The sequence below is a fragment of the Caulobacter ginsengisoli genome (assembly GCF_030814835.1).
Taxonomy (GTDB): domain Bacteria; phylum Pseudomonadota; class Alphaproteobacteria; order Caulobacterales; family Caulobacteraceae; genus Caulobacter; species Caulobacter ginsengisoli.
In genome coordinates this window covers 105,876-124,086 of the sequence record NZ_JAUSVS010000005.1, presented here as the reverse complement: position 1 = coordinate 124,086, position 18,211 = coordinate 105,876, and the positions used below count along the sequence as shown (strand labels likewise).

General features: G+C 70.1%; 18 protein-coding genes. 5 read left to right on the top strand and 13 right to left on the bottom strand.

Going from position 1 to position 18,211, the window contains the following annotated elements; translation table 11 throughout:
- Positions 1-166 precede the first annotated feature (166 nt).
- A complete protein-coding gene (locus tag QO010_RS13800) occupies positions 167-1,297 on the top strand; it encodes a glycoside hydrolase family 172 protein (RefSeq protein WP_307350031.1) in 1,131 nt (376 codons plus the stop codon).
- A 400-nt stretch (positions 1,298-1,697) separates the two neighbouring features.
- Here QO010_RS13800 and QO010_RS13795 read toward each other — a convergent pair whose 3' ends face one another.
- Positions 1,698-2,522 (bottom strand): dienelactone hydrolase family protein, encoded by an 825-nt coding sequence (locus QO010_RS13795; RefSeq protein WP_307350029.1) that lies wholly within the window; start codon positions 2,520-2,522, stop codon positions 1,698-1,700.
- A 70-nt stretch (positions 2,523-2,592) separates the two neighbouring features.
- On the opposite strand from QO010_RS13795, the gene QO010_RS13790 reads away from it, so the two are divergent.
- Positions 2,593-3,201 carry a hypothetical protein gene (locus tag QO010_RS13790; protein WP_307350027.1) on the top strand — a complete coding sequence of 203 codons (609 nt, stop codon included), beginning with the start codon at positions 2,593-2,595 and terminating at the stop codon, positions 3,199-3,201.
- Between the two features lie 237 nt (positions 3,202-3,438).
- On the opposite strand, the gene QO010_RS13785 is transcribed toward QO010_RS13790, so the two are convergent.
- Positions 3,439-4,566 carry a zinc-binding dehydrogenase gene (locus QO010_RS13785; protein WP_307350025.1) on the bottom strand — a complete coding sequence of 376 codons (1,128 nt, stop codon included), beginning with the start codon at positions 4,564-4,566 and terminating at the stop codon, positions 3,439-3,441.
- Positions 4,567-4,742: 176 nt separating this feature from the next.
- Here QO010_RS13785 and QO010_RS13780 point away from each other — a divergent pair, with 176 nt between their 5' ends.
- A complete protein-coding gene (locus tag QO010_RS13780; protein WP_307350023.1) occupies positions 4,743-5,297 on the top strand; it encodes a glycine zipper 2TM domain-containing protein in 555 nt (184 codons plus the stop codon).
- A 177-nt stretch (positions 5,298-5,474) separates the two neighbouring features.
- Positions 5,475-5,966, top strand: coding sequence for a glycine zipper 2TM domain-containing protein (locus QO010_RS13775; protein WP_307350021.1), 492 nt, complete (start codon positions 5,475-5,477; stop codon positions 5,964-5,966).
- Positions 5,967-6,182: 216 nt separating this feature from the next.
- Here the strand turns inward: QO010_RS13775 and QO010_RS13770 are convergent, their stop codons facing one another.
- The 7 genes from QO010_RS13770 to QO010_RS13740 all read right to left on the bottom strand — a co-directional run bounded on the left by QO010_RS13770 (position 6,183) and on the right by QO010_RS13740 (position 14,171).
- Positions 6,183-6,683, bottom strand: coding sequence for a hypothetical protein (locus tag QO010_RS13770; protein WP_307350019.1), 501 nt, complete (start codon positions 6,681-6,683; stop codon positions 6,183-6,185).
- A gap of 8 nt (positions 6,684-6,691) precedes the next feature.
- Positions 6,692-8,782: a malate synthase G gene (locus tag QO010_RS13765; RefSeq protein WP_307350016.1), complete on the bottom strand. Its 2,091-nt coding sequence runs from the start codon at positions 8,780-8,782 to the stop codon at positions 6,692-6,694.
- 326 nt (positions 8,783-9,108) lie between these two features.
- The gene (gene glcF, locus QO010_RS13760) at positions 9,109-10,377 is read right to left on the bottom strand and encodes a glycolate oxidase subunit GlcF (RefSeq protein ID WP_307350014.1); all 1,269 of its coding nucleotides are present in this window, start codon (positions 10,375-10,377) and stop codon (positions 9,109-9,111) included.
- 2 nt (positions 10,378-10,379) lie between these two features.
- Complete coding sequence (locus QO010_RS13755) at positions 10,380-11,450, bottom strand: FAD-binding protein (protein ID WP_307350012.1); 1,071 nt, start codon at positions 11,448-11,450, stop codon at positions 10,380-10,382.
- A gap of 2 nt (positions 11,451-11,452) precedes the next feature.
- Positions 11,453-12,931, bottom strand: coding sequence for an FAD-linked oxidase C-terminal domain-containing protein (locus QO010_RS13750; RefSeq protein WP_307350010.1), 1,479 nt, complete (start codon positions 12,929-12,931; stop codon positions 11,453-11,455).
- Positions 12,932-12,944: 13 nt separating this feature from the next.
- Positions 12,945-13,190 (bottom strand): hypothetical protein, encoded by a 246-nt coding sequence (locus QO010_RS13745; protein WP_307350008.1) that lies wholly within the window; start codon positions 13,188-13,190, stop codon positions 12,945-12,947.
- Positions 13,191-13,193: 3 nt separating this feature from the next.
- Positions 13,194-14,171: an NAD(P)H-dependent flavin oxidoreductase gene (locus tag QO010_RS13740; RefSeq protein ID WP_307350006.1), complete on the bottom strand. Its 978-nt coding sequence runs from the start codon at positions 14,169-14,171 to the stop codon at positions 13,194-13,196.
- A gap of 62 nt (positions 14,172-14,233) precedes the next feature.
- On the opposite strand from QO010_RS13740, the gene QO010_RS13735 reads away from it, so the two are divergent.
- Complete coding sequence (locus QO010_RS13735) at positions 14,234-15,652, top strand: sulfatase-like hydrolase/transferase (RefSeq protein WP_307350005.1); 1,419 nt, start codon at positions 14,234-14,236, stop codon at positions 15,650-15,652.
- Here QO010_RS13735 and QO010_RS13730 read toward each other — a convergent pair.
- From QO010_RS13730 to QO010_RS13715, 4 genes are read right to left on the bottom strand one after another with little or no spacing between them, the layout of a single operon-like run.
- Entirely contained in the window at positions 15,621-16,175 is a 555-nt protein-coding gene (locus QO010_RS13730; RefSeq protein ID WP_307350003.1) for a hypothetical protein, read from the bottom strand. The two genes, QO010_RS13735 and QO010_RS13730, sit on opposite strands and share 32 nt — an antisense overlap.
- Positions 16,172-16,933 (bottom strand): hypothetical protein, encoded by a 762-nt coding sequence (locus tag QO010_RS13725; protein WP_307350002.1) that lies wholly within the window; start codon positions 16,931-16,933, stop codon positions 16,172-16,174. Before QO010_RS13725 ends, QO010_RS13730 begins: the two co-directional genes overlap by 4 nt.
- 24 nt (positions 16,934-16,957) lie before the next feature.
- Positions 16,958-17,494: a hypothetical protein gene (locus tag QO010_RS13720; RefSeq protein WP_307350000.1), complete on the bottom strand. Its 537-nt coding sequence runs from the start codon at positions 17,492-17,494 to the stop codon at positions 16,958-16,960.
- A complete protein-coding gene (locus QO010_RS13715) occupies positions 17,491-18,210 on the bottom strand; it encodes a hypothetical protein (protein ID WP_307349998.1) in 720 nt (239 codons plus the stop codon). The genes QO010_RS13720 and QO010_RS13715 overlap by 4 nt, the downstream gene beginning before the upstream one ends.
- Position 18,211: the final 1 nt, after the last annotated feature.

Here is an 18,211-nt window from a genome sequence, read left to right as displayed (position 1 = left end):
GATAAGCACGGCCAAGCCGTCAGCAGCCTGCCAAAGGCCTGGCTCCGTTCGTGTTGTTCGTGTTGTTCGTGGTTGAATCCTTAGCGGCCTGTCCGCCTCGCAATCCGCCGGGATGACACACGCCGTCCCCACCCCTAACCTCCCCAAAACACAGGGGAGCGAGACCATGACGCCCTTCAACGGCCTGGGCATGAGCCTGGGCGTCCTGCCGCGGCTCTCCAACGCCAGGTCCCGCTCGATCAGCCCCGAGAACCCCACCGGCGAGAAGGGCAAGGGCGGCATGTCCACCGACGGGCCGGCCGCCAACGCCGCCCGGGGGCTCGGTGAAGGGGGCCTGGGCCAGGGCTGGAAGGTCTCGCCCTATATCGTCCTCAAGCCCGGCGACACGGCGACCCTGGCCGATATCGCCGGCCAGGGCGCCATCCAGTCGATCTGGATGACCATGATGGGCCCGCCCTTGCGCACCCTCATCCTGCGCGCCCGCTGGGACGGCCAGGACCAGCCCAGCGTCGAGACCCCGGTCGGCGACTTCTTCGCCAACGGCTGGGAGAAGTTTGCCCCGGTCGTCTCACTGGCCGTCTGCGCCAACCCGACCCGGGGCTTCAACTGCTATTGGGAGATGCCCTTCCGCAGCCGCGCCCTGCTGACCCTGGAAAACCGCGGCGACGAGGCGGCCATCGTCTATTTCCAGATCAACTACACGCTGACCGAGGTCCCCGAGGACTGCGCCTATTTCCACGCCCAGTTCCGACGCACCAACCCGCTGCCCTACAAGGCGGTCTACACGATCCTGGATGGGGTGAAGGGCCAGGGCCACTATGTCGGGACCTACATGGCCTGGGGGGTCAACAACAGCGGCTGGTGGGGCGAGGGCGAGATCAAGTTCCACCTCGACGGCGACGGCGAGTTCCCGACCATCTGCGGCACCGGCACGGAAGACTATTTCGGCGGCGCCTTCGACTTCGACCCCGGCGTCCTGGAGGGCCGCCGGTTCGGCGAGCCGAACCGCTACGTCGAGTTCAACACCCCCTACAGCGGCCTGCCCCAGGTGCTGCGGCCCGACGGCGTCTATCGCTCCCAGCAGCGGTTCGGGATGTACCGCTGGCACATCATGGACCCGGTGCGGTTCGAGACCGACCTGCGGGTGACCATCCAGGCGCTGGGCTGGCGGACGGACAAGGACCGGCGCTACCTGCCGCTGCAGGACGACCTGGCGTCGGTGGCGTTCTGGTACCAGACGCTGCCGACGGCGGGGTTTCCGGGGTTGGGGGAGAGGGATGAGTTGGAGGTGGTGTGAGGCCGGCACGCAGCGTCCAGCGCGCTGTATTTTGTGGACGACCCACCAAGAGCCGCCGAACACGGCTGACAGAACGCCACACTGAGCGCTAGGGTGAGCACGCTCTTCGGAAGACGGACTGCATTCGGGCCTCAATGAGGACTCGGCGGTAGTCCTCAAAGGCGCCCATTCGGGCCTGCCAGCCTCTAGCTCCGGGAAGAAAGAGCAGTGAGTGGGCCACGGACCGTCATCCGTGGCCCGAATCACTCCGCCGAAGAGGCATTTGGAGCATGACCGAAACCCCACCCCCCTTCCCGACCCGAGTTGCCACAGGCGGAAATAGGACGGGGATGTTCGGTGGATGTTCTACTTCAGAGCATGAATTTGCTGGGAAATTCTCATAGCGATCTCCAGCTGGGAGCTAGCCGTGGCCCATATCTCTGCTCGCCAAGAAGCTCACCACCGCCCCCACCGACTCCCGCGTCACCCCCGCATCATACCGAAACGGCACCTCCCCGCCCGCGCCCTTGTGGGCCGTCGGGTCGTCGATGACGATGTCCGGCTCGCGGCGGTCCCAGGCGTGGCCGGCGGTGGGGTAGGTTATCTGGCGGACCACCGCCCGGGCCGCTTCGGGGAGGGCCGCAACCAGGTGTTCGGCGCTGTCGGGGTCGTCGTAGAGGTCCATCCCGCCGGCCTGGATCAGGACCGGGGCGCCGGTCAGGTCGGTGAACTCGAAGCCGGGGACGCGGTTGTAGACCCAGCAGACCGGGTAGAGTGGGGCGTGGGCGGCAAAGCGCAGCCCGGGGGGTCCGTAGGTCTCGTTGGCGGCCACGGTGGCGGTCAGCATCGAGACCACCCCGCCCCAGGAAAAGCCCACGATGCCGATCCGCTGCGGGTCGATCCCCGGCCGGGCGGCCAGGAAGGCCAGGGCGGCGAAGGCGTCGGGGAGGGTGTCGGTGACGGCTCTGGGTCGCCCGGCCGGGCTGGTGACGCCGCGGGCGGCCCAGAGGTCGATCTCCAGGGTGGCGAGGCCCGCGGCGTTCAGGGCGCCGGCATAGGTCGCGCCCCGGCTGTCGACGCCGCTGGAGCCGTGGACGATGACCACCGCGCCTCCGGTCGCACCCTCCAGCGGCTCGCGCAGTTCGCCGGCCGTGGCCCAGGCCTTGCCGCCGTGCGCCACGCTGAGGGCGACGAACGAGGTCTTGACCGTGGTGCGGTCGGAGTTGGCACGGTCGAACTCGTCCATGGGCGGTCTCTGCGGGGGTGAATCCTCCCGCGCATGATGGCATGCTCGCGGGCTTAGGGGAGAGCCGCCCATGTCGAATATCCCGGCCCGCCTGGCCGCCGCCGGTTTCCTGGCGCTGCTGAGCGGCTGCGCGCCGACGCTCAGGGGCGGCATTCCCCTGATCAATTGCCGGCAGATCCCGCCCGACCCTGTCCGCCAGGCGGCCGAGAAGGCGGCCCTGGCGCGCTATGAGGCGGCTGCGGCCCATACCGAAGACGGCTCGCGGGCCTACAGCTATTTCTGGCTGCCGGTGCGGGTCGCCGGCCGCTCGTCCGGCTGGCTGCAGCTGCTGGTGGCGCCGGACGGCAGCGCCGTGCTCGACGGCTCTGTGCCGGCGCCCGTCCAGCTGAGCGCGGCGGACGTCGGGTCGTTCGAGGACGCCGTGCAGGCGGCGGGCTTTCCCGACTTCCCGGGTGTGGAGCCGATGATCTGCACCGACGGCGCCCCGGCCAGCTTCGACGCCGCCATCGGCGGGCGGCGGGGCGGCGTCGTCAGCAACCCATGCGGCGTCTTCGCCGGCCGGGTCAGCGACGCGATCGACCAGCTGGAAGCCCTGGCCAAGTCGCACGGCGGCATCCTCAACCGCGAACTGCCGATGATGGTGTGCGATGTGGACGAGGGTCGGGGTGGCCGAAAGTAAGAATTCGCCACGAACAACACGAACAACACGAGCGGGGCCGAGCCGATTATGGCCAGCTGGCCGAAGGCCGCGATCTCTCGAACGACCCTTCGGGTCAGAGCGCGGGGTTGCTCCGCCTGTTCGTGTTGTTCGTGTTGTTCGTGGTGAAAATCTCGCGGCCCGAGACACTGCCCCGGGCCGCAACAAAAAAGCCTGGGTCCCCGCGTTCGCGGGGATGAGCGGCTGTTGGGGGCTGGGTTACAGCCCCTTCGCCGGGTTGATCAGGTATTTCTCGCCGGTGGTCTTGGCGTTGTAGCGGGCGATGACGTCCAGCTGCAGGGCCTCGGCCAGGGAGATTTCGGCGGTGTAGTGGCTGGCGAAGGTGGTCTTCAGCTCGTCGACCACCCGCTGGCGCAGGCGCTGGATGCCTTCCGGGCCCAGCTTCATCAGGAAGGGCGTCAGCAGCCAGCCGCCGATGCCCCACATCATGCCGAAGGCGCGGTTGAACTCGGTGGGGCCGGTGTTGAGGCCGCCATAGATGTAGACCTGCTTGTGCACGGCGCTGCCATAGCGGCTGTAGACGGTGGCCGTGCGGTTGATGGCTGCCTCCATGGCGGCCAGGATCTGGCCGGCCAGCTTGCCGCCGCCGATGGCGTCGAAGGCGAGCGTCGCGCCGGTCTCGGCCAGGGCGTCGGTCAGTTCGGCGATGAAGTTGGGCGAGGTCGAGTCGACGACGTATTTGGCGCCGATGTCCTTGAGGATCTTCGCCTGCTCGGCGCTGCGCACGATGTTGACCAGCGGCACGCCGTCCTTGAGGCAGATCTTGTTGAGCATCTGGCCCAGGTTGCTGGCCGCGGCGGTGTGGACCAGGGCCTTGTGGCCCTCCAGCCGCATGACCTCGACCATGCTGAGCGCGGTCAGCGGGTTGACGAAGCAGCTGGCCCCGTCGGCGGCGCTGGCGTCCGCCGGCAGCGGCAGGGCGTCGGCGGCCTTCACGACGCGGTATTGCGAATACATGGCGCCGCCCAGGATGGCGACCTTGCGGCCGATCAGGGCCTGGGCGGCGGGGCTGTCGCCGGCGGCGATCACCGTGCCGGCGCCCTCGTTGCCGACCGGCATGGATTCGTCGAGCCGGGCGGCCATCATCTTCATGAACGGGGCGGGGACCTGGGCGGTCACCTTGCCATCGGCGGCCTTGGCGGTCGACATGTCGGCGGCGCCGAGCAGCAGGCCAAGGTCCGAGGGGTTGATGGGCGTGCCCTCGACCCGGACCAGGATCTCGTCCGGTCCCGGGGTGGGGGTGGGAACCTCCACCAGGGACAGTTCCAGTTCGCCGCTCGACTTCAGCAAGGACCGCAGCTGCAGGCCCGTGGTGTGATCGCCCATTCCCGTCTCTCCCAGGTTTTGTCTGTGACTGTGTGAGGTGCAGATGGGGCTTTGGCCAGGAAAATCCAGATGAACAACACCTGACCGTCGCGGTTCAAAACCGGTTCAGGGCGGGGGGTGTCTTATGGGGTCATCGAAAGCGGGCCCGGTGGTCCGCCCCACGGGAGACCAAAGTCATGAAGCGCACTGCAACCGCGATCCTGGCCGCCACCGTCGCGGCCAGCGCCTTCGCCGCCCCGATGATCGCCTCGGCCCAGCCCTATGGCGGCGGTGGCTACGGCTACCAAGGCAATGGCTACGACAATGGCTATCAGGGCAACGGCTACGACAACGGCTACCGCAACCCCTGCCAGGTCCAGAAGCGCCAGGGCTCGACCGGCGGCGCGGTGATCGGCGGCCTGCTGGGCGCCGTCGTCGGCTCGCAGGTCAGCGGCCGCGGGGCCCGCTCGGAAGGCTCGGCCGTCGGCGCCGTCGCCGGTGCGGTCATCGGCTCGCAGATCGGCCGCAGCTCGGCCAAGAACTCCGACGAGTGCCTGCGCCAGGGCTATTACGACAACCGCCAGGGCTACCGCAGCTACGGTCAGGTCTACTACTACCGCGACGGCTTCTACGACCAGCGCGGCCAGTGGCACCGCTACGACCGCCGCTACGGCCGCAACTACTATCAACGGCAGTACGGCCAGGGCGCCTACTACGACACCTACAACTACGGCGGCGGCCGCGGCTGGTAAGCCCTAAGCACCGCAAGCCCGAAGGCCCCCGCTCTCCCCGGCGGGGGCCTTTTGCTTGTCCGCGACATGACCTGAAACCGGCCGTGATGGCTCAAAACCGGACCCTGACGCGTTGTTATCGCATGGGGCTACGGAACGAGGGCCCGACCGGCCCCCGCAGATACGGAGACTTCGGTCATGAAACGCACCTTTACCGCGGTCCTGGCGGCCACCGTCGCGGCCGGCGCGATGGCCGCCCCGCTGGCGTCCTACGCCCAGCCCTATGGCGACCCCGGCTACCGCAGCGATTGCCAGGTGAAGAAGAAGAAGGGCTCGACCAACGGGGCCATCATCGGCGCCCTGGCCGGGGCGGTCCTGGGCTCGCAGGTCAGCGGGCGCGGCGCCCGCACCGAGGGCTCGGCGGTCGGCGCGGTGGCCGGCGGCGTGGTCGGCTCGCAGATCGGCCGCAGCTCGGCCAAGAACTCCGACGAGTGCCTGCGCCAGGGCTATTACGACAACCGTCAGGGCTACCGGACCTATGGTCAGGCCTACTACTACCGCGACGGCTTCTATGACGCCCGCGGCCAGTGGCACCGCTACGACCGCCGCTACAACCGGGCCTACTACCAGCAGCAGTACGGCTACGGGACCTATTACGACACCTACAACTACGATCGTCGCGGCTACTAGCCAGCGCCATGATTGCCGAAGGCCTCCGCCCTCACGGGCGGGGGCCTTTTGCTTTCTTCTCCCTTCCTCCTCGATGGAGGAAGGGCGGGGATGGTGGTGGTGGCAGTGCGTTTCCGGAAGCACTCGGGGAGGCGTGGTCGCCACCCTGAGCCAGTCGCCCAAACACCGAGCGCGCACCACCAACCCTGCCCTTCCTCCATCGAGGAGGAAGGGTTCTTAGTTGACCGTGCCAGAGGCCGCATCAACGGCGGGGTCGGCGATCCAGTCGGGCCAGATCTCGGCGGGCCAGCCGGCCTGGCGATAGAGGCGCTGCATCAGGGCCAGGGTCTGGCGCAGGGCGGGTTCGTCGAAATTGATGCTGCGGGACTGGCCGGCGAAGTCGAACTTCACCAGGAAGCGGCCGTTCGTGGGGGTGACGTGGACGGCGCTGACCAGGCCGCTGGGGGCCTGCGCCTTCAGCTTCACCGCCGGCGTTCCCCCGAACCCCTGCATGGCCGCGACCTGGGCCCAGGACTGCACCGTCGATTCCGCGACCGCCCCCGTCGCCTTGGCCGCGCCCTTCTCGGTCAGCAGCTTGATCAGGGCCGGCGCCAGGTTGCGGCAGAGGCGCTCGGTCAGCCACAGGCGGGTGGTCTCGCCGCCGCTGTCCTCGGCGTCGAAGGCCAGGCGGTCCTCGGCGGCGTCATAGGCCAGGGTGAACTTGTGGATCTCCGACATGCGCCTAGTTAGCGCGCCTTGGCCTCCGCCCGGAAGCGGTGCAGCAGCGGCTCGGTATAGCCGTTCGGCTGGGCCACGCCCTCGAACACCAGCGCCCGCGCCGCCTGGAAGGCCAGGCTGTCGGCCTCCCGCCCGCTCATCGGCGTGTAGAGCGGATCGCCGGCGTTCTGGGCGTCGACCTTGGCGGCCATGCGGGTCATGGCGGCCTCGACCTCGGCCGGGGTGCAGACCCCGTGCAGCAGCCAGTTGGCGATGTGCTGGCTGGAGATGCGCAGGGTCGCGCGGTCTTCCATCAGGCCGATGTCGTGGATGTCGGGCACCTTGGAGCAGCCGACGCCCTGGTCGATCCAGCGCACCACATAGCCCAGAATGCCCTGGGCGTTGTTGTCCAGCTCGTCGGCGACCTCCTTGGGGGTCCAGTTATGGGCGCCGGCCAGGGGCAGTGTCAGCAAGGGGTCCAGGCCCGTCACCGGCTCGGCCATCCGCTCGGCCTGGCGGGCATGGACATCGACCGAATGATAGTGGGTGGCGTGCAGGGTGGCCGCCGTCGGCGAGGGCACCCAGGCGGTGCTGGCCCCGGTCTTCGGGTGGCCGATCTTCTGGTCCAGCATGTCGGCCATGCGGTCGGGGGCGGCCCACATGCCCTTGCCGATCTGCGCCTTGCCTGAGAAGCCGGCGGCCAGGGCGATCTGGACGTTGCGGTCCTCATAGGCGGCGATCCAGGGCTGGGTCTTCATCTGGGCCTTGGGGATCATCGCCCCGGCCCGCATCGAGGTGTGAATCTCGTCGCCCGTGCGGTCCAGGAAGCCGGTGTTGATGAAGACGATGCGGTCCTTCAGGGCGGCGATGCAGGCCGCCAGGTTGGCCGAGGTGCGGCGCTCCTCGTCCATCAGTCCGATCTTGATGGTGTTGGGCGCCAGGCCCAGCAGCGCCTCGACGGCGGCGCACAGGCGGTTGGTCAGGTCGGCCTCGGCGGGGCCGTGCATCTTGGGTTTGACGATGTAGATCGAGCCGGCCGGGCTATTGCGGAACCGGCCCAGACCCTTGAGATCGTGCAGCGAGCAGAGGCTGGTGACGATGGCGTCTAGGATGCCCTCCGGCGCCTCCGAGCCGTCCGACAGGCGCACCGCCGGGTTGGTCATCAGGTGGCCGACATTGCGCACGAACAGCAGGCTGCGGCCGCGCAGGGTCAAGGGCCGGCCGTCGGCGCCGACGTAAGTGCGGTCGCCGTTCAGGTCACGGACGAAGCTCTTGCCGCCCTTGTCCACCGAGGCGGTCAACTCGCCGCGCATCAGGCCCAGCCAGTTCGAATAGGCCTCGACCTTGTCGTCCGCATCGACGGCGGCGACGGAGTCCTCCAGGTCGACGATGGTGGTCAGGGCCGATTCCAGCACCACATCGGCGAGGCCGGCCGGATCGTCTTTGCCGATGGAATGGCCGCGGTCGATGACCAGCTCGATATGCAGGCCGTTGTGGCGCAGCAGGATATTGTCGCCGGCCGTGCCGACGAAGGCCGGGTGGCCCAGGGTGGCGGCCCGAGCGTCGGTGACCTGGTCCCAGGTCTGGCCGGAGAGCGGGACGGCGCGGTCGAGGAAGGCCTTGGCCCAGGCGATGACTTGAGAACCCCGCACGGGGTCATAGCCCTTGCCCGCGGCCTCGCCCGGAATGGCGTCGGTCCCGTAGAGGGCGTCATACAGGCTGCCCCAGCGGGCGTTGGCGGCGTTGAGCACGAAGCGGGCGTTGAGCGAGGGCACGACCAGCTGCGGGCCGGCCAGCGTGGCGACTTCCGGGTCGACCTTGGTGGAGCCGATCTTGAAGGGGGCGGGCTCGGCTTCCAGGTAGCCGATCTGGCGCAGGAAGGCCTGGTAGGCGGCGAGGTCGAAGCTGTTGGCCTGATGCCAGGCGTCGATCCTGGCCTGGAGGTCGTCGCGTTTGGCCAGCAGGGCGCGGTTCTCGGGGGTGAAGCGGGCGAAGATGTCGGCCACGCCGGACCAAAAAGCGTCAGGCGCGATGCCGGTCCCCGGCAGGGCGCGGTCCTCGATAAAGTTGACGAGCGTATCGGCGACCTTCAGGCCAGCCTTGTCGATCATCGAAGTCATGCGTGGCGTTCTCAGTGGGTTCGTGCGGCGGTCCATGTATCGGCTCGCGGCCTTAGCGGAAAGCCGGGATGGGGCAAAAAATCCCGAATGTCTCGCAACACCCGCTCATCCTGGGAAGAATTTGGCGCGAACGGCCGCCGCTCCGCCAATCCTCCCCCGGAGGGGGAGGGGGACCGCCCGAAGGGTGGTGGAGGGGGTCAACCCCTACATCCACGCGTGGGCGCTGAGCTCAGCCGATCCGCCGCGTTCTCTCCTGACACCTGGATGCAGGCTCAAACCCCCTCCACCATGCTCCGCATGGTCCCCCTCCCCCTCCGGGGGAGGATTTAGAGATTCGCCGGCCTCGGCCCGCCGCTCGCCCAATCCAGAAGTTCGACCAGATGCACGACCGGCGTCCCCGCCCGCCGGCCGATCTGCAACGAGCAGCCGAAGTTGCCGGTGGCGATGACGTCGGCGGCGAGGGAGTCGAGGCTGGCGGCCTTGCGCTCGCCCAGCTGGCCGGCGATGGCCGGCTGCAGGATGTTGTAGGTCCCGGCCGAGCCGCAGCAGAGGTGGGCGTTCGCCGGGGTGCGGACGGTGAAGCCGGCGGCCTCCAGCAGGCGGATCGGCAGGGTCGTGATCTTCTGGCCGTGCTGCAGCGAACAGGCGGCATGCCAGGCGACAGTCAGGCCCTTGGGCTGGGCGGGCGGCAGGTCGATGCCGGCCAGGAACTCGCTGATGTCCTGGGCGAGGCCCGAGACCCGGGCGGCCTTGGCGGCCCACTCAGGCTCGCCGCGCAGCATGAAGCCGTAGTCCTTCAGGGTGACCCCGCAGCCCGAGGTGGCGGTGAGGATGGCGGCCAGGCCCTGGCCTTCGATCTCGCGGGTCCAGGCGGCGACGTTGGCGCGGGCGGCGTCCAGGCTGTCGCGGCCCATGTGGTGGGCGAGGCCCCCGCAGCAGACCTCGCCGGTCGCGAAGATGACGTCATAGCCGGCGCGGTTGAGCAGCCGCACCGTCGCCTCGCGGATCTGCGGACCCAGCACCGGCTCGGCGCAGCCCTGCAGCAGGGCGACCCGGCCCTTGGCGCCGGGGACGGTGGCGTTGGCGCTGGAGGGCGCCGGCCTGGCGCGATCCGGGGCCATCTCCAGCATGGCGGCGACGGGCGGGACCGCCTTGGTCAGGGGGGCCAGAGGCTTGACCAGCCGCGCCAAGGCCAGGGCCAGACGCAGCCGGCCGGGATGGGGCAGGACCGCCGCCAGCGCGCGCCGGATCAGCCGGTCGATCCACGGGCGCCTGTAGCGCTGCTCGACATAGGCGCGGGCGTGGTCGACTAGGTGCTGGTAGTCCACGCCGGACGGACAGGTCGTCGTACAGGAAAGACAGGAGAGGCAGCGGTCGATGTGCTTGACCACCTCTGGGGTCGGGACCCGTTCGTTCTCCAGCATGTCCTGCATCAGGTAGATGCGGCCGCGCGGGCTATCGAGCTCATCGCCGAGCAGCACATAGGTCGGGCAGGTGGCTAGGCAGAAGCCGCAATGGACGCACTTGCGGATGGCGGCCTCGGCGACGGCGGTGGCCGGGTCGGCCAGCTGGGCGGGGGTGAAGTTCGTGCGCATCGCTAGAACCGCCCAGTCTCGAAAATCCCCGCCGGATCGAAGGCGCGGCGGACCCGGACCGACAGGGCGGCGACGCCGGCTGGCTGCGGGTGCTCGCAGGGTATGGCCGCCCGCATGGCTTCCGGCGCCCGGACCAGCATGGCCTGGCCGCCATACATCGCCGCCACGGCGCGGACATCGCCCTCCCCGGCCAGCCAGATCAGCCCGCCACCCCAGTCGAGCCGGGTCTCGAGGTCCGGCAGGGCCGCGACGATGGCGAGGGCGGCGCTGGGCTGACAATGCACGCGCCACAGTGGGCGATCATCGGCGGGCGGCAGGGCGGCTTGCCAGAAAGCGTCGCCCTCAGTCTCGCTGAGCCGGTGGCCGGGGAGCTGGGCGGCGCGGGCGTCGACCGAGGGGCCGAAGCCCTGCAGGCGCAGGCCTGTCCCGATCCCCGGCAGATGGGCGGCGGCGGCGACTTCCAGCGGCGCGCGCAGGGCGGCGGTCATGGCGGCGACGGCGGCCGCGACGTCGAGGCCCTCGACCAGCATGGTGGCGCGAACCCGGGGGGCGGGCAGGATCTTGAGGGTCAGCTGGGTCATGACGCCCAGCCGCCCCCAGCTGCCGGCCATGACCTTGGGCAGGTCGTAGCCGGTGACGTTCTTGACCACCCTGGCGCCGCCGATGAACCGCTCGCCGCGGCCGGAGACGGCCTCGAACCCCAGCAGGTGGTCGCGGGCGGCGCCCAGGGCCAGCCGTTGCGATCCAGAGACGCCGGCCGCGATGACTCCGCCGATGGTCGCCGCGCCGGCCGGGCGGCCGAACAGTGGGCCGTGGTCGAAGGGATCGAAGGCCAGCATCTGGTTCTCGGAGGCGACCAGGGCCTGGATCTCGGCCAGCGGCGTCCCCGCCCCCACGGTCAGCACCAGTTCGGCCGGGTCGTAGTCGATGACCCCCGCCAACCCCGCCGTGCTGACCAGTTGCGCCTCGCGCGGCGCGCCGATCTCGGCCTTGCTGCCGCCGCCGCGGATTTCGAACGTCCCGCCCGCGCGGAACAGGTCGCAGAGGTCTTGGACGCTGTTGGGCGTATGCACCTTCAGAACCGGGGAATGTCGGGAAAGCGGGTCGCGCCGCCGTGGACATGCATGCGGCCCAGTTCCGCGCAGCGGTGCAGGGTCGGGAAGACCTTGCCGGGATTGAGCAACAGGTCCGGGTCGAAGGCGCATTTGACCCGCTGCTGGTGGGCGAGGTCGGTCTCGTTGAACATCAGGGGCATCAGGTCGCGCTTTTCGACCCCCACCCCGTGCTCGCCGGTCAGCACCCCGCCGACCTCGACGCAGAGCCGCAGAATGTCCTCGCCGAACGCCTCGGCCCGCTCGAGCTGGCCCGGCTGGTTGGCGTCGTAGAGGATCAGGGGGTGCAGGTTGCCGTCGCCCGCGTGGAAGACATTGGCGACCCCCAGCTCATGCTGCACGGCCAGTTCGCTGATACGGGTCAGCACGTCGGGCAGCCGCCGCCGGGGGATGGTGCCGTCCATGCAGTAATAGTCCGGGGCGATACGGCTGACCGCCGGGAAGGCCGCCTTGCGCCCGGCCCAGAAGGCCAGCCGCTCGGCCTCGCTGGTCGAGACGCGGCAGGAGACGGCGCCGTTGGCCGTGGCGATGGCCTCGACCTCGGCGGCGAGGTGGTCGCATTCGGCGGCCGGGCCATCGAGTTCGACGATCAGCAGGGCGTCGACGTCCAGCGGGTAGCCGACCCGCACGAAGGCCTCGGCGGCATGGATGGCCGGGCGGTCCATCATCTCCATGCCGGCCGGAATGATGCCGGCCGCGATCACGCCGGCCACGCAGGCCCCGGCGCCCTCGACCGTGCTGAAGCCCAGCAGCAGCGCCTTGGCCGTCTGCGGCTTGGGCAGGATACGGACGGTGACTTCGGTCACGACGCCGAGCAGGCCTTCGGAGCCGACGACCAGGCCCAGCAGATCCAGGCCGGCCGGATCGAGATGGCGGGAGCCTAGCCGGACGATTTCGCCGTCCATCATCACCAGCTCGACCCCCAGCACATTGTTGGTGGTCAGGCCGTATTTCAGGCAGTGCACCCCGCCGCTGTTCTCGGCGACATTGCCGCCGATCGAGCAGGCGATCTGGCTGGAGGGGTCGGGGGCGTAGTAGAAGCCGGCCGCCTCGACCGCCTGGGTCACGGCCAGGTTGGTGACCCCGGGCTGCACCACGGCGAAGCGGTCGTCATAGTCGACCTCCAGCACGCGGTTGAACTTCGCCATCCCCAGCAGCACCGCATCGGCCAGCGGCAACGCCCCGCCCGACAGCGAGGTGCCCGAGCCGCGCGGCACGACCTTGACCCCCTCGGCCTGGCAGTAGCGCAGGATGGCCGCGACCTGGGCCGTTGTCTCGGGGAGCACCGCCAGCATCGGCGGCTGGCGATAGGCGGTCAGGCCGTCCGACTCATAGGCCTTGAGCACCGTCGGCTCGTCGATGACGCCGTCCGGAACGATGGCCCGCAACGCCGCCGCGATGGCTGCGCGACGGGCGATCACCGCCTGGTCCGGGGGCGGCATGCACAGGGTCATCTTATTCGGTGAACTTGCGGGCCCGGATATGGTCCACATCGGGCGGATCGCTGAGGAACTGGCCGGCCTTGCCCAGGCGGGCGTTGCAGGCCGGGCAGCGGATGACCTCGGGCTCGGTCTCCTTGCCGGTCAGCACGACGATGCCGCCGCATGGCTTGCACTTCCAGCGAAGCGTGGGCTTCACCTTCGGCTTGGGCGGGTTCTTCAGGCTCAGGAGCGGGCGCTTGCGCGGCAGTTCTTCTGTCATCGATCAGGCAGCCAGCATGCCTTCCAGGCGCTTGCGGATGATGGTCTGCGCCTCGCTCATGATCCGGTCGATCAACTCCTGGCAGGTCGGAATGTCGTGGATCAGCCCGGCGACCATGCCGCAGGACCAGGCCCCGGCGTCCATCACCCCTTCCAGCATGATCTTGGGGTAGACGCCGGCGACTTCGGGGATGATGTCCTCGAACTTGATCGCCGCGCCCAGGGCCTTTTCCTTCTCCAGCAGCCGCTCTACCCCGGCATTGACCAGCACCCGCTCGGTGTTGCGCAGCGGGCGCATGACCAGGCGGGTGTCCAGTTCCGAGGCCGCGACGATGGCCTGTTTGACGTTCTCGTGGACCGGCGCCTCTTTCGTCGCGATGAAGCGGGTGCCCATGTTGATGCCGTCGGCGCCCATGGCGAGCGCGGCGACCAGCTGCGAAGCGACGCCGACGCCGCCCGAGGCCACGAAGGGGATCTTCAGCTCTTCCGCCGCCCGGGGCAGCAGGACCCAGTTGCCGACATCGTCCTCGCCCGGATGGCCGCCGCACTCGAAGCCGTCGACGCTGACCGCGTCGCAGCCGATCGATTCGGCCTTGAGGCTGTGGCGGACCGAGGTGCATTTGTGGATGACCTTGATCCCGGCCTCCTTGAGGGCGGGCAGCCACTTGACCGGGTTGTTGCCGGCCGTCTCGACGATCTTGACCCCGCCGTCGATGATCGACTTCACATAGCCCGGATAGTCGGGCGGGTTGACCGAGGGCAGGAAGGTCAGGTTCACCCCGAACGGCTTGTCGGTCATCTCGCGGCAGCGGGCGATCTCCCTGGAGAGATCTTCGGGGGTGCGCTGGGTGAGGCCGGTGATCAGGCCCAGCCCGCCGGCGTTCGACACAGCCGCCGCCAGTTCGGCGAAGCCCACGAAATGCATCCCGCCCTGGATGATCGGGTGCTTGATGCCGAACAGTTCGGTGATGCGCGTCTTCATGGCCGCCCCTCGCTTGCTTTGAGAGCTTGATAGCATCGGCGCGCCGCTTGACCATAGGCGGCATGAACATCCTGCTGATCACCCTCGACCAGTTCCGCGCCGACTGCCTGGGATGCGCGGGCCATCCGCTGGTCAGGACGCCCCATCTGGACCGGCTGGCGCGGGAGGGGGTCAGGCTGGCCCGCCACTATAGTCAGTCCACCCCCTGTGGGCCGGGCCGGGCCAGTCTCTATACGGGCCTCTACCAGATGAACCACCGGGTGGTGGCCAATGGCGCGCCGCTGGATGCGCGGCTGGACAACATCGCCTGGGCGGCGCGGCGGGCCGGCTATGAGCCCACCCTGTTCGGCTACACCGACCAGGCGGTCGATCCGCGCGAGACCACCGGCCCGGACGATCCGCGCCTGCAGAGCTATGAAGGCGTGCTGCCGGGGTTCGCGCCCACCTGCCACCTGCCGATGGACAAGCCCAACGCCTGGCTGGCCTGGCTGCGCGAGCTGGGTCACGTCGTCGGCGATGATCCGATGGAGGTTCTGATCGGGGAATCCGACCGGCCGGCCGAGCACAGCATGGCCGCCTTCCTGACCGACCGGCTGCTGGACTGGATGGGGGCGCAGACCGGGCCCTGGTTCGCCCATCTCAGCCACCTGCGGCCGCACCCGCCCTACAACGCCGCCGGCTGCTACGCGACCCTGTACGATCCGGCCGATGTCGGCGAGGCCATCGCCCCGGCCGACCAGCGCCACCCGCTGCACGACCTGCTGCTCAGCAACCGGGCCCTGAAGCTCCCGGCCGATCCGGCGACGATGCGGGCGCAATACTACGGCATGATCAGCGAGGTCGATGCGCAGCTCGGCCGGGTCTGGGCGGCGCTGGAGGCGGCGGGCCAGTGGGACGACACCTTCATCCTGGTCACCGCCGACCATGGCGAGCAGCTGGGCGACCACGGCCTGATCCAGAAGGCCGGCTGGTTCGAGGAGAGCCATCACGTCCTGGGCCTGGTCCGCGACCCGCGCCATCCCGGCCGCCACGGCCAGGTCGTCGAGGCCTTCACCGAGAATGTCGACGTGCTGCCGACCCTGGCGCAGGTCATGGGCGTCGAGGCCTGGGCCGACGGCCAGGCCCTGACCCCCTGGCTGACCGGAACCGCGGAGACCTGGCGCGAGGCCGCCCACTGGGAGTTCGACTGGCGCTTCCCGCTGATCGGCCGGGCCGATCCGGACGATCCCCGGCTGGAGCAGATGAACCTCGCGGTCCTGCGCACCGAGACCGCCGCCTATGTGCATTTCGCCGATGGAAGCTGGCTGGCCTTCGACCTGGCCGCCGACCCGACCTGGCGCACCCCGCTGACCGATCCGGCGGCGGTGCTGGCCCTGGCCCAGGACATGCTGAGCTGGCGGGCCCGGCATGCCGACCGCACCCTCTCCGGCTTTCTGGTGCAGAACGGGCCTAGGGGGCGCTGGCCGCTTCGCCGAAACTGACCTGGCCGGTCAGGGGAAACGGCTTGGACTGGCGCTTGAACAGCGTCTTGCCGCCCAGGCTCAGGGTCCCGCTGCCCTGGCAGGTCCCGCCGCGCAGGGCCGACACCCGGCCCCGCCGGAACTCCAGTTCGATTCCCTTGAGCTGAAGCGCCAGGTCCAGGACCAGTTCGACCTTGCCCAGGGTCTTGCCGCCATAGCGCAGGTCGACATGCGGCCGATGGGTCGAGGTGATCTTATGGTCGAGCAGCGGCGCCAGGGCCGAAAGGCTCGGGTCGGCCAGGGTCGAGGTTCGGGCGTCCTCCAGCGCGGCCAGCTTGCCCCAGGCCGCTTCCAGCAGCGGGCCCAGCGGCAGGGCGAAGACGTCCTCCAGCGCCGTGGCGAAGGCGCTGGCCAGGCCCGGCGCGGCGGCCTTGGGCAGGCCGCTGACCTGGCTGGCCTGCTCGAACACCGCCTCGAACCCGGCCTGGCCGGCCAGGGGCGCGGCCGGGTCGGGGCAGAAGAAGGTCTTGAGCGTGGCGGTCATCCGGCGGTCTCCGGGTAGTCGATAAGCGGCTCGGCGGCGCCATGCCCCACCAGGAGGGTGACGGCCGGGCCGGCGCGGGCAAAGGCCGGGACGGATTGCTCGCCGGGATCGGGAAACGCCACAGCGCCCGGCGTGGGCGGGACGAACAGCAGGCGGCGAGCCAGGGCGGTCGCCGCCGCGGCGAGGGCGAGGGCCAGCAGGCCCAGCCCAAACCAGCCGGCGGGTGGAAGGCCCTGGGGTGGCGGCGCCGGCGGCGGCGGCAGGACGGCGGTTGGTGGGGCCGGCGGAGGGAGTGTGGGCGGCGGCGGCTTTGGCGCAACGGCGGCCGGGGGCGGCACGGGCGGCGGCGGTTTTGGCTCCGATGGGCGGACGGATGGCCTGGGCTTACGCGCGGCGGCCTTGCGCGCGGCGGCCTTGGCGTTGGCGGCGCGAGCGGCCTTGACCGCCGGCGTGGCGGTGACGTTGGGCGGGCGGGCCGTGGCCTGATCGGCCGGCTTGGGCGCCGGCGCCGCAGCGGGCTGGGCGTCGGCGGCGGCCTTGTCAGCCGCAGCCTTGTCGGCGGCCGCCTTTTCAGCGGCGGCCTTGCGCGCCGCGTCGCGCTTGCGCTTCTCCTCGGCCTTCTTCAGCGCCAGCTGCAACAGGCTGCCGGCGATCTGGCCGGCGTCGACGCCGCTCGAAGACTCGGGGGGCGGCGGAGTCTGGCGCGTCTGGGCCAGGACGGGGCCGGCGGCCAGGCCCAGGCACAAAACAGCAATCAACAGAGGCGCCCGCATGGCGCAAAGCTACTTGAAGCGGACCCGTCCAGCCAGGGGCAGGGTGCGGCCATCGTGCTTGAGCAGCGGGGTGTTGAAGGCCGTAAAGAGGCCGATGCCCTGGCAGTGCCCCGCCTTGACCCCATGCAGCCTACCGCCCTTGACCTCCAGGGCGACGCCGATGAGGTCCATGGTCAGGTCCAGGCCCATCTCCATGGCCATCAGCGCCTTGCCGCCATAGATGAGGTCGATCTTGGGCCGGTGGGCGGAGGTCAGGCCGTGGTTGAACAGGCTGACCAGGGCGGTCGATTCCGGATCGTGCGCCGTCTCCTTCAGCGCGACCGTGACCTCGGCGATGGTGGTCCAGGGGCTGGCCAGCACGCCGGCCAGCGGCAGGGACAGCATCTGGTCCAGGGCCGAACCCATCACCGCGATGAAGGCCGACTTGCCGGCCTTGGGCAGATGGTCCTTGGCGGCCTCCCCGGCCGCCGCGATGACCGGCTTGAAGACGTCCTTGGTCCGTCCGTCCGGGAAGAACGACCGCAGGGTGATGGGGGCGACGCTCATGCGAGGGCGTCCTTGCGGCTGGGCGCCGACTGCACGCCGTTGTCCATCCGGACCCGGAAGCTGAGGCGTGGGGTCAGCAGGTGCTTCAGCCCCAGAGCGGCGGCGGCCAGCATGACGGCCAGGCCGACCAGGGCGATCCACAGGGTCTGGTTGTCCGAGGGCGGGGTTGGCGGCGCCGGCGCCGGTTCCGGCGGGCTTGGCGGTTGCGGCGTGTTCGTGATGATGACTTCGGAGACGGTGGCGTCGCCGTCGGGCGCTGAAGCCGAGGCGGCCGCGCTGGACGGCGCAGCCGGCGTCGCCGGACTGGACGGCGCGGTTGGCGGCGCACGGCCGCCGGCGGTCTTCATGGGGGCGTCGGTCGCCGATTCGTAGCCCGGCGCGGCGGGGGGATCGACATAGGGAATGTCGTCGGCGGGCGGGGCCTCCGGCGGGGGAGCCGTGCTGCGGCGGGGCCGGGTGGTGGTCGTCCCGCCAGGGCCATAGTCGGGCCCGGTCCGGGCCGGCGAGCCGGCCGGCATGCCGCTGAGGCTGCCCGGATCGACCGGCATGGTGGTCGGCGCCGTGCGGGTCGGGGTCGAACTGGGCTGGCTGGGGGGCGGGGCGGCCGTCGTCGGTTTGGGCTGGGTCTGGCTGCCGCGGGTCTGGGCCAGCGCCGGACCGGCCGCGACCAGCCCGGTGAGGGCCAGTGCGGCGATCAGGCCGGCCCCGGTCCTCACG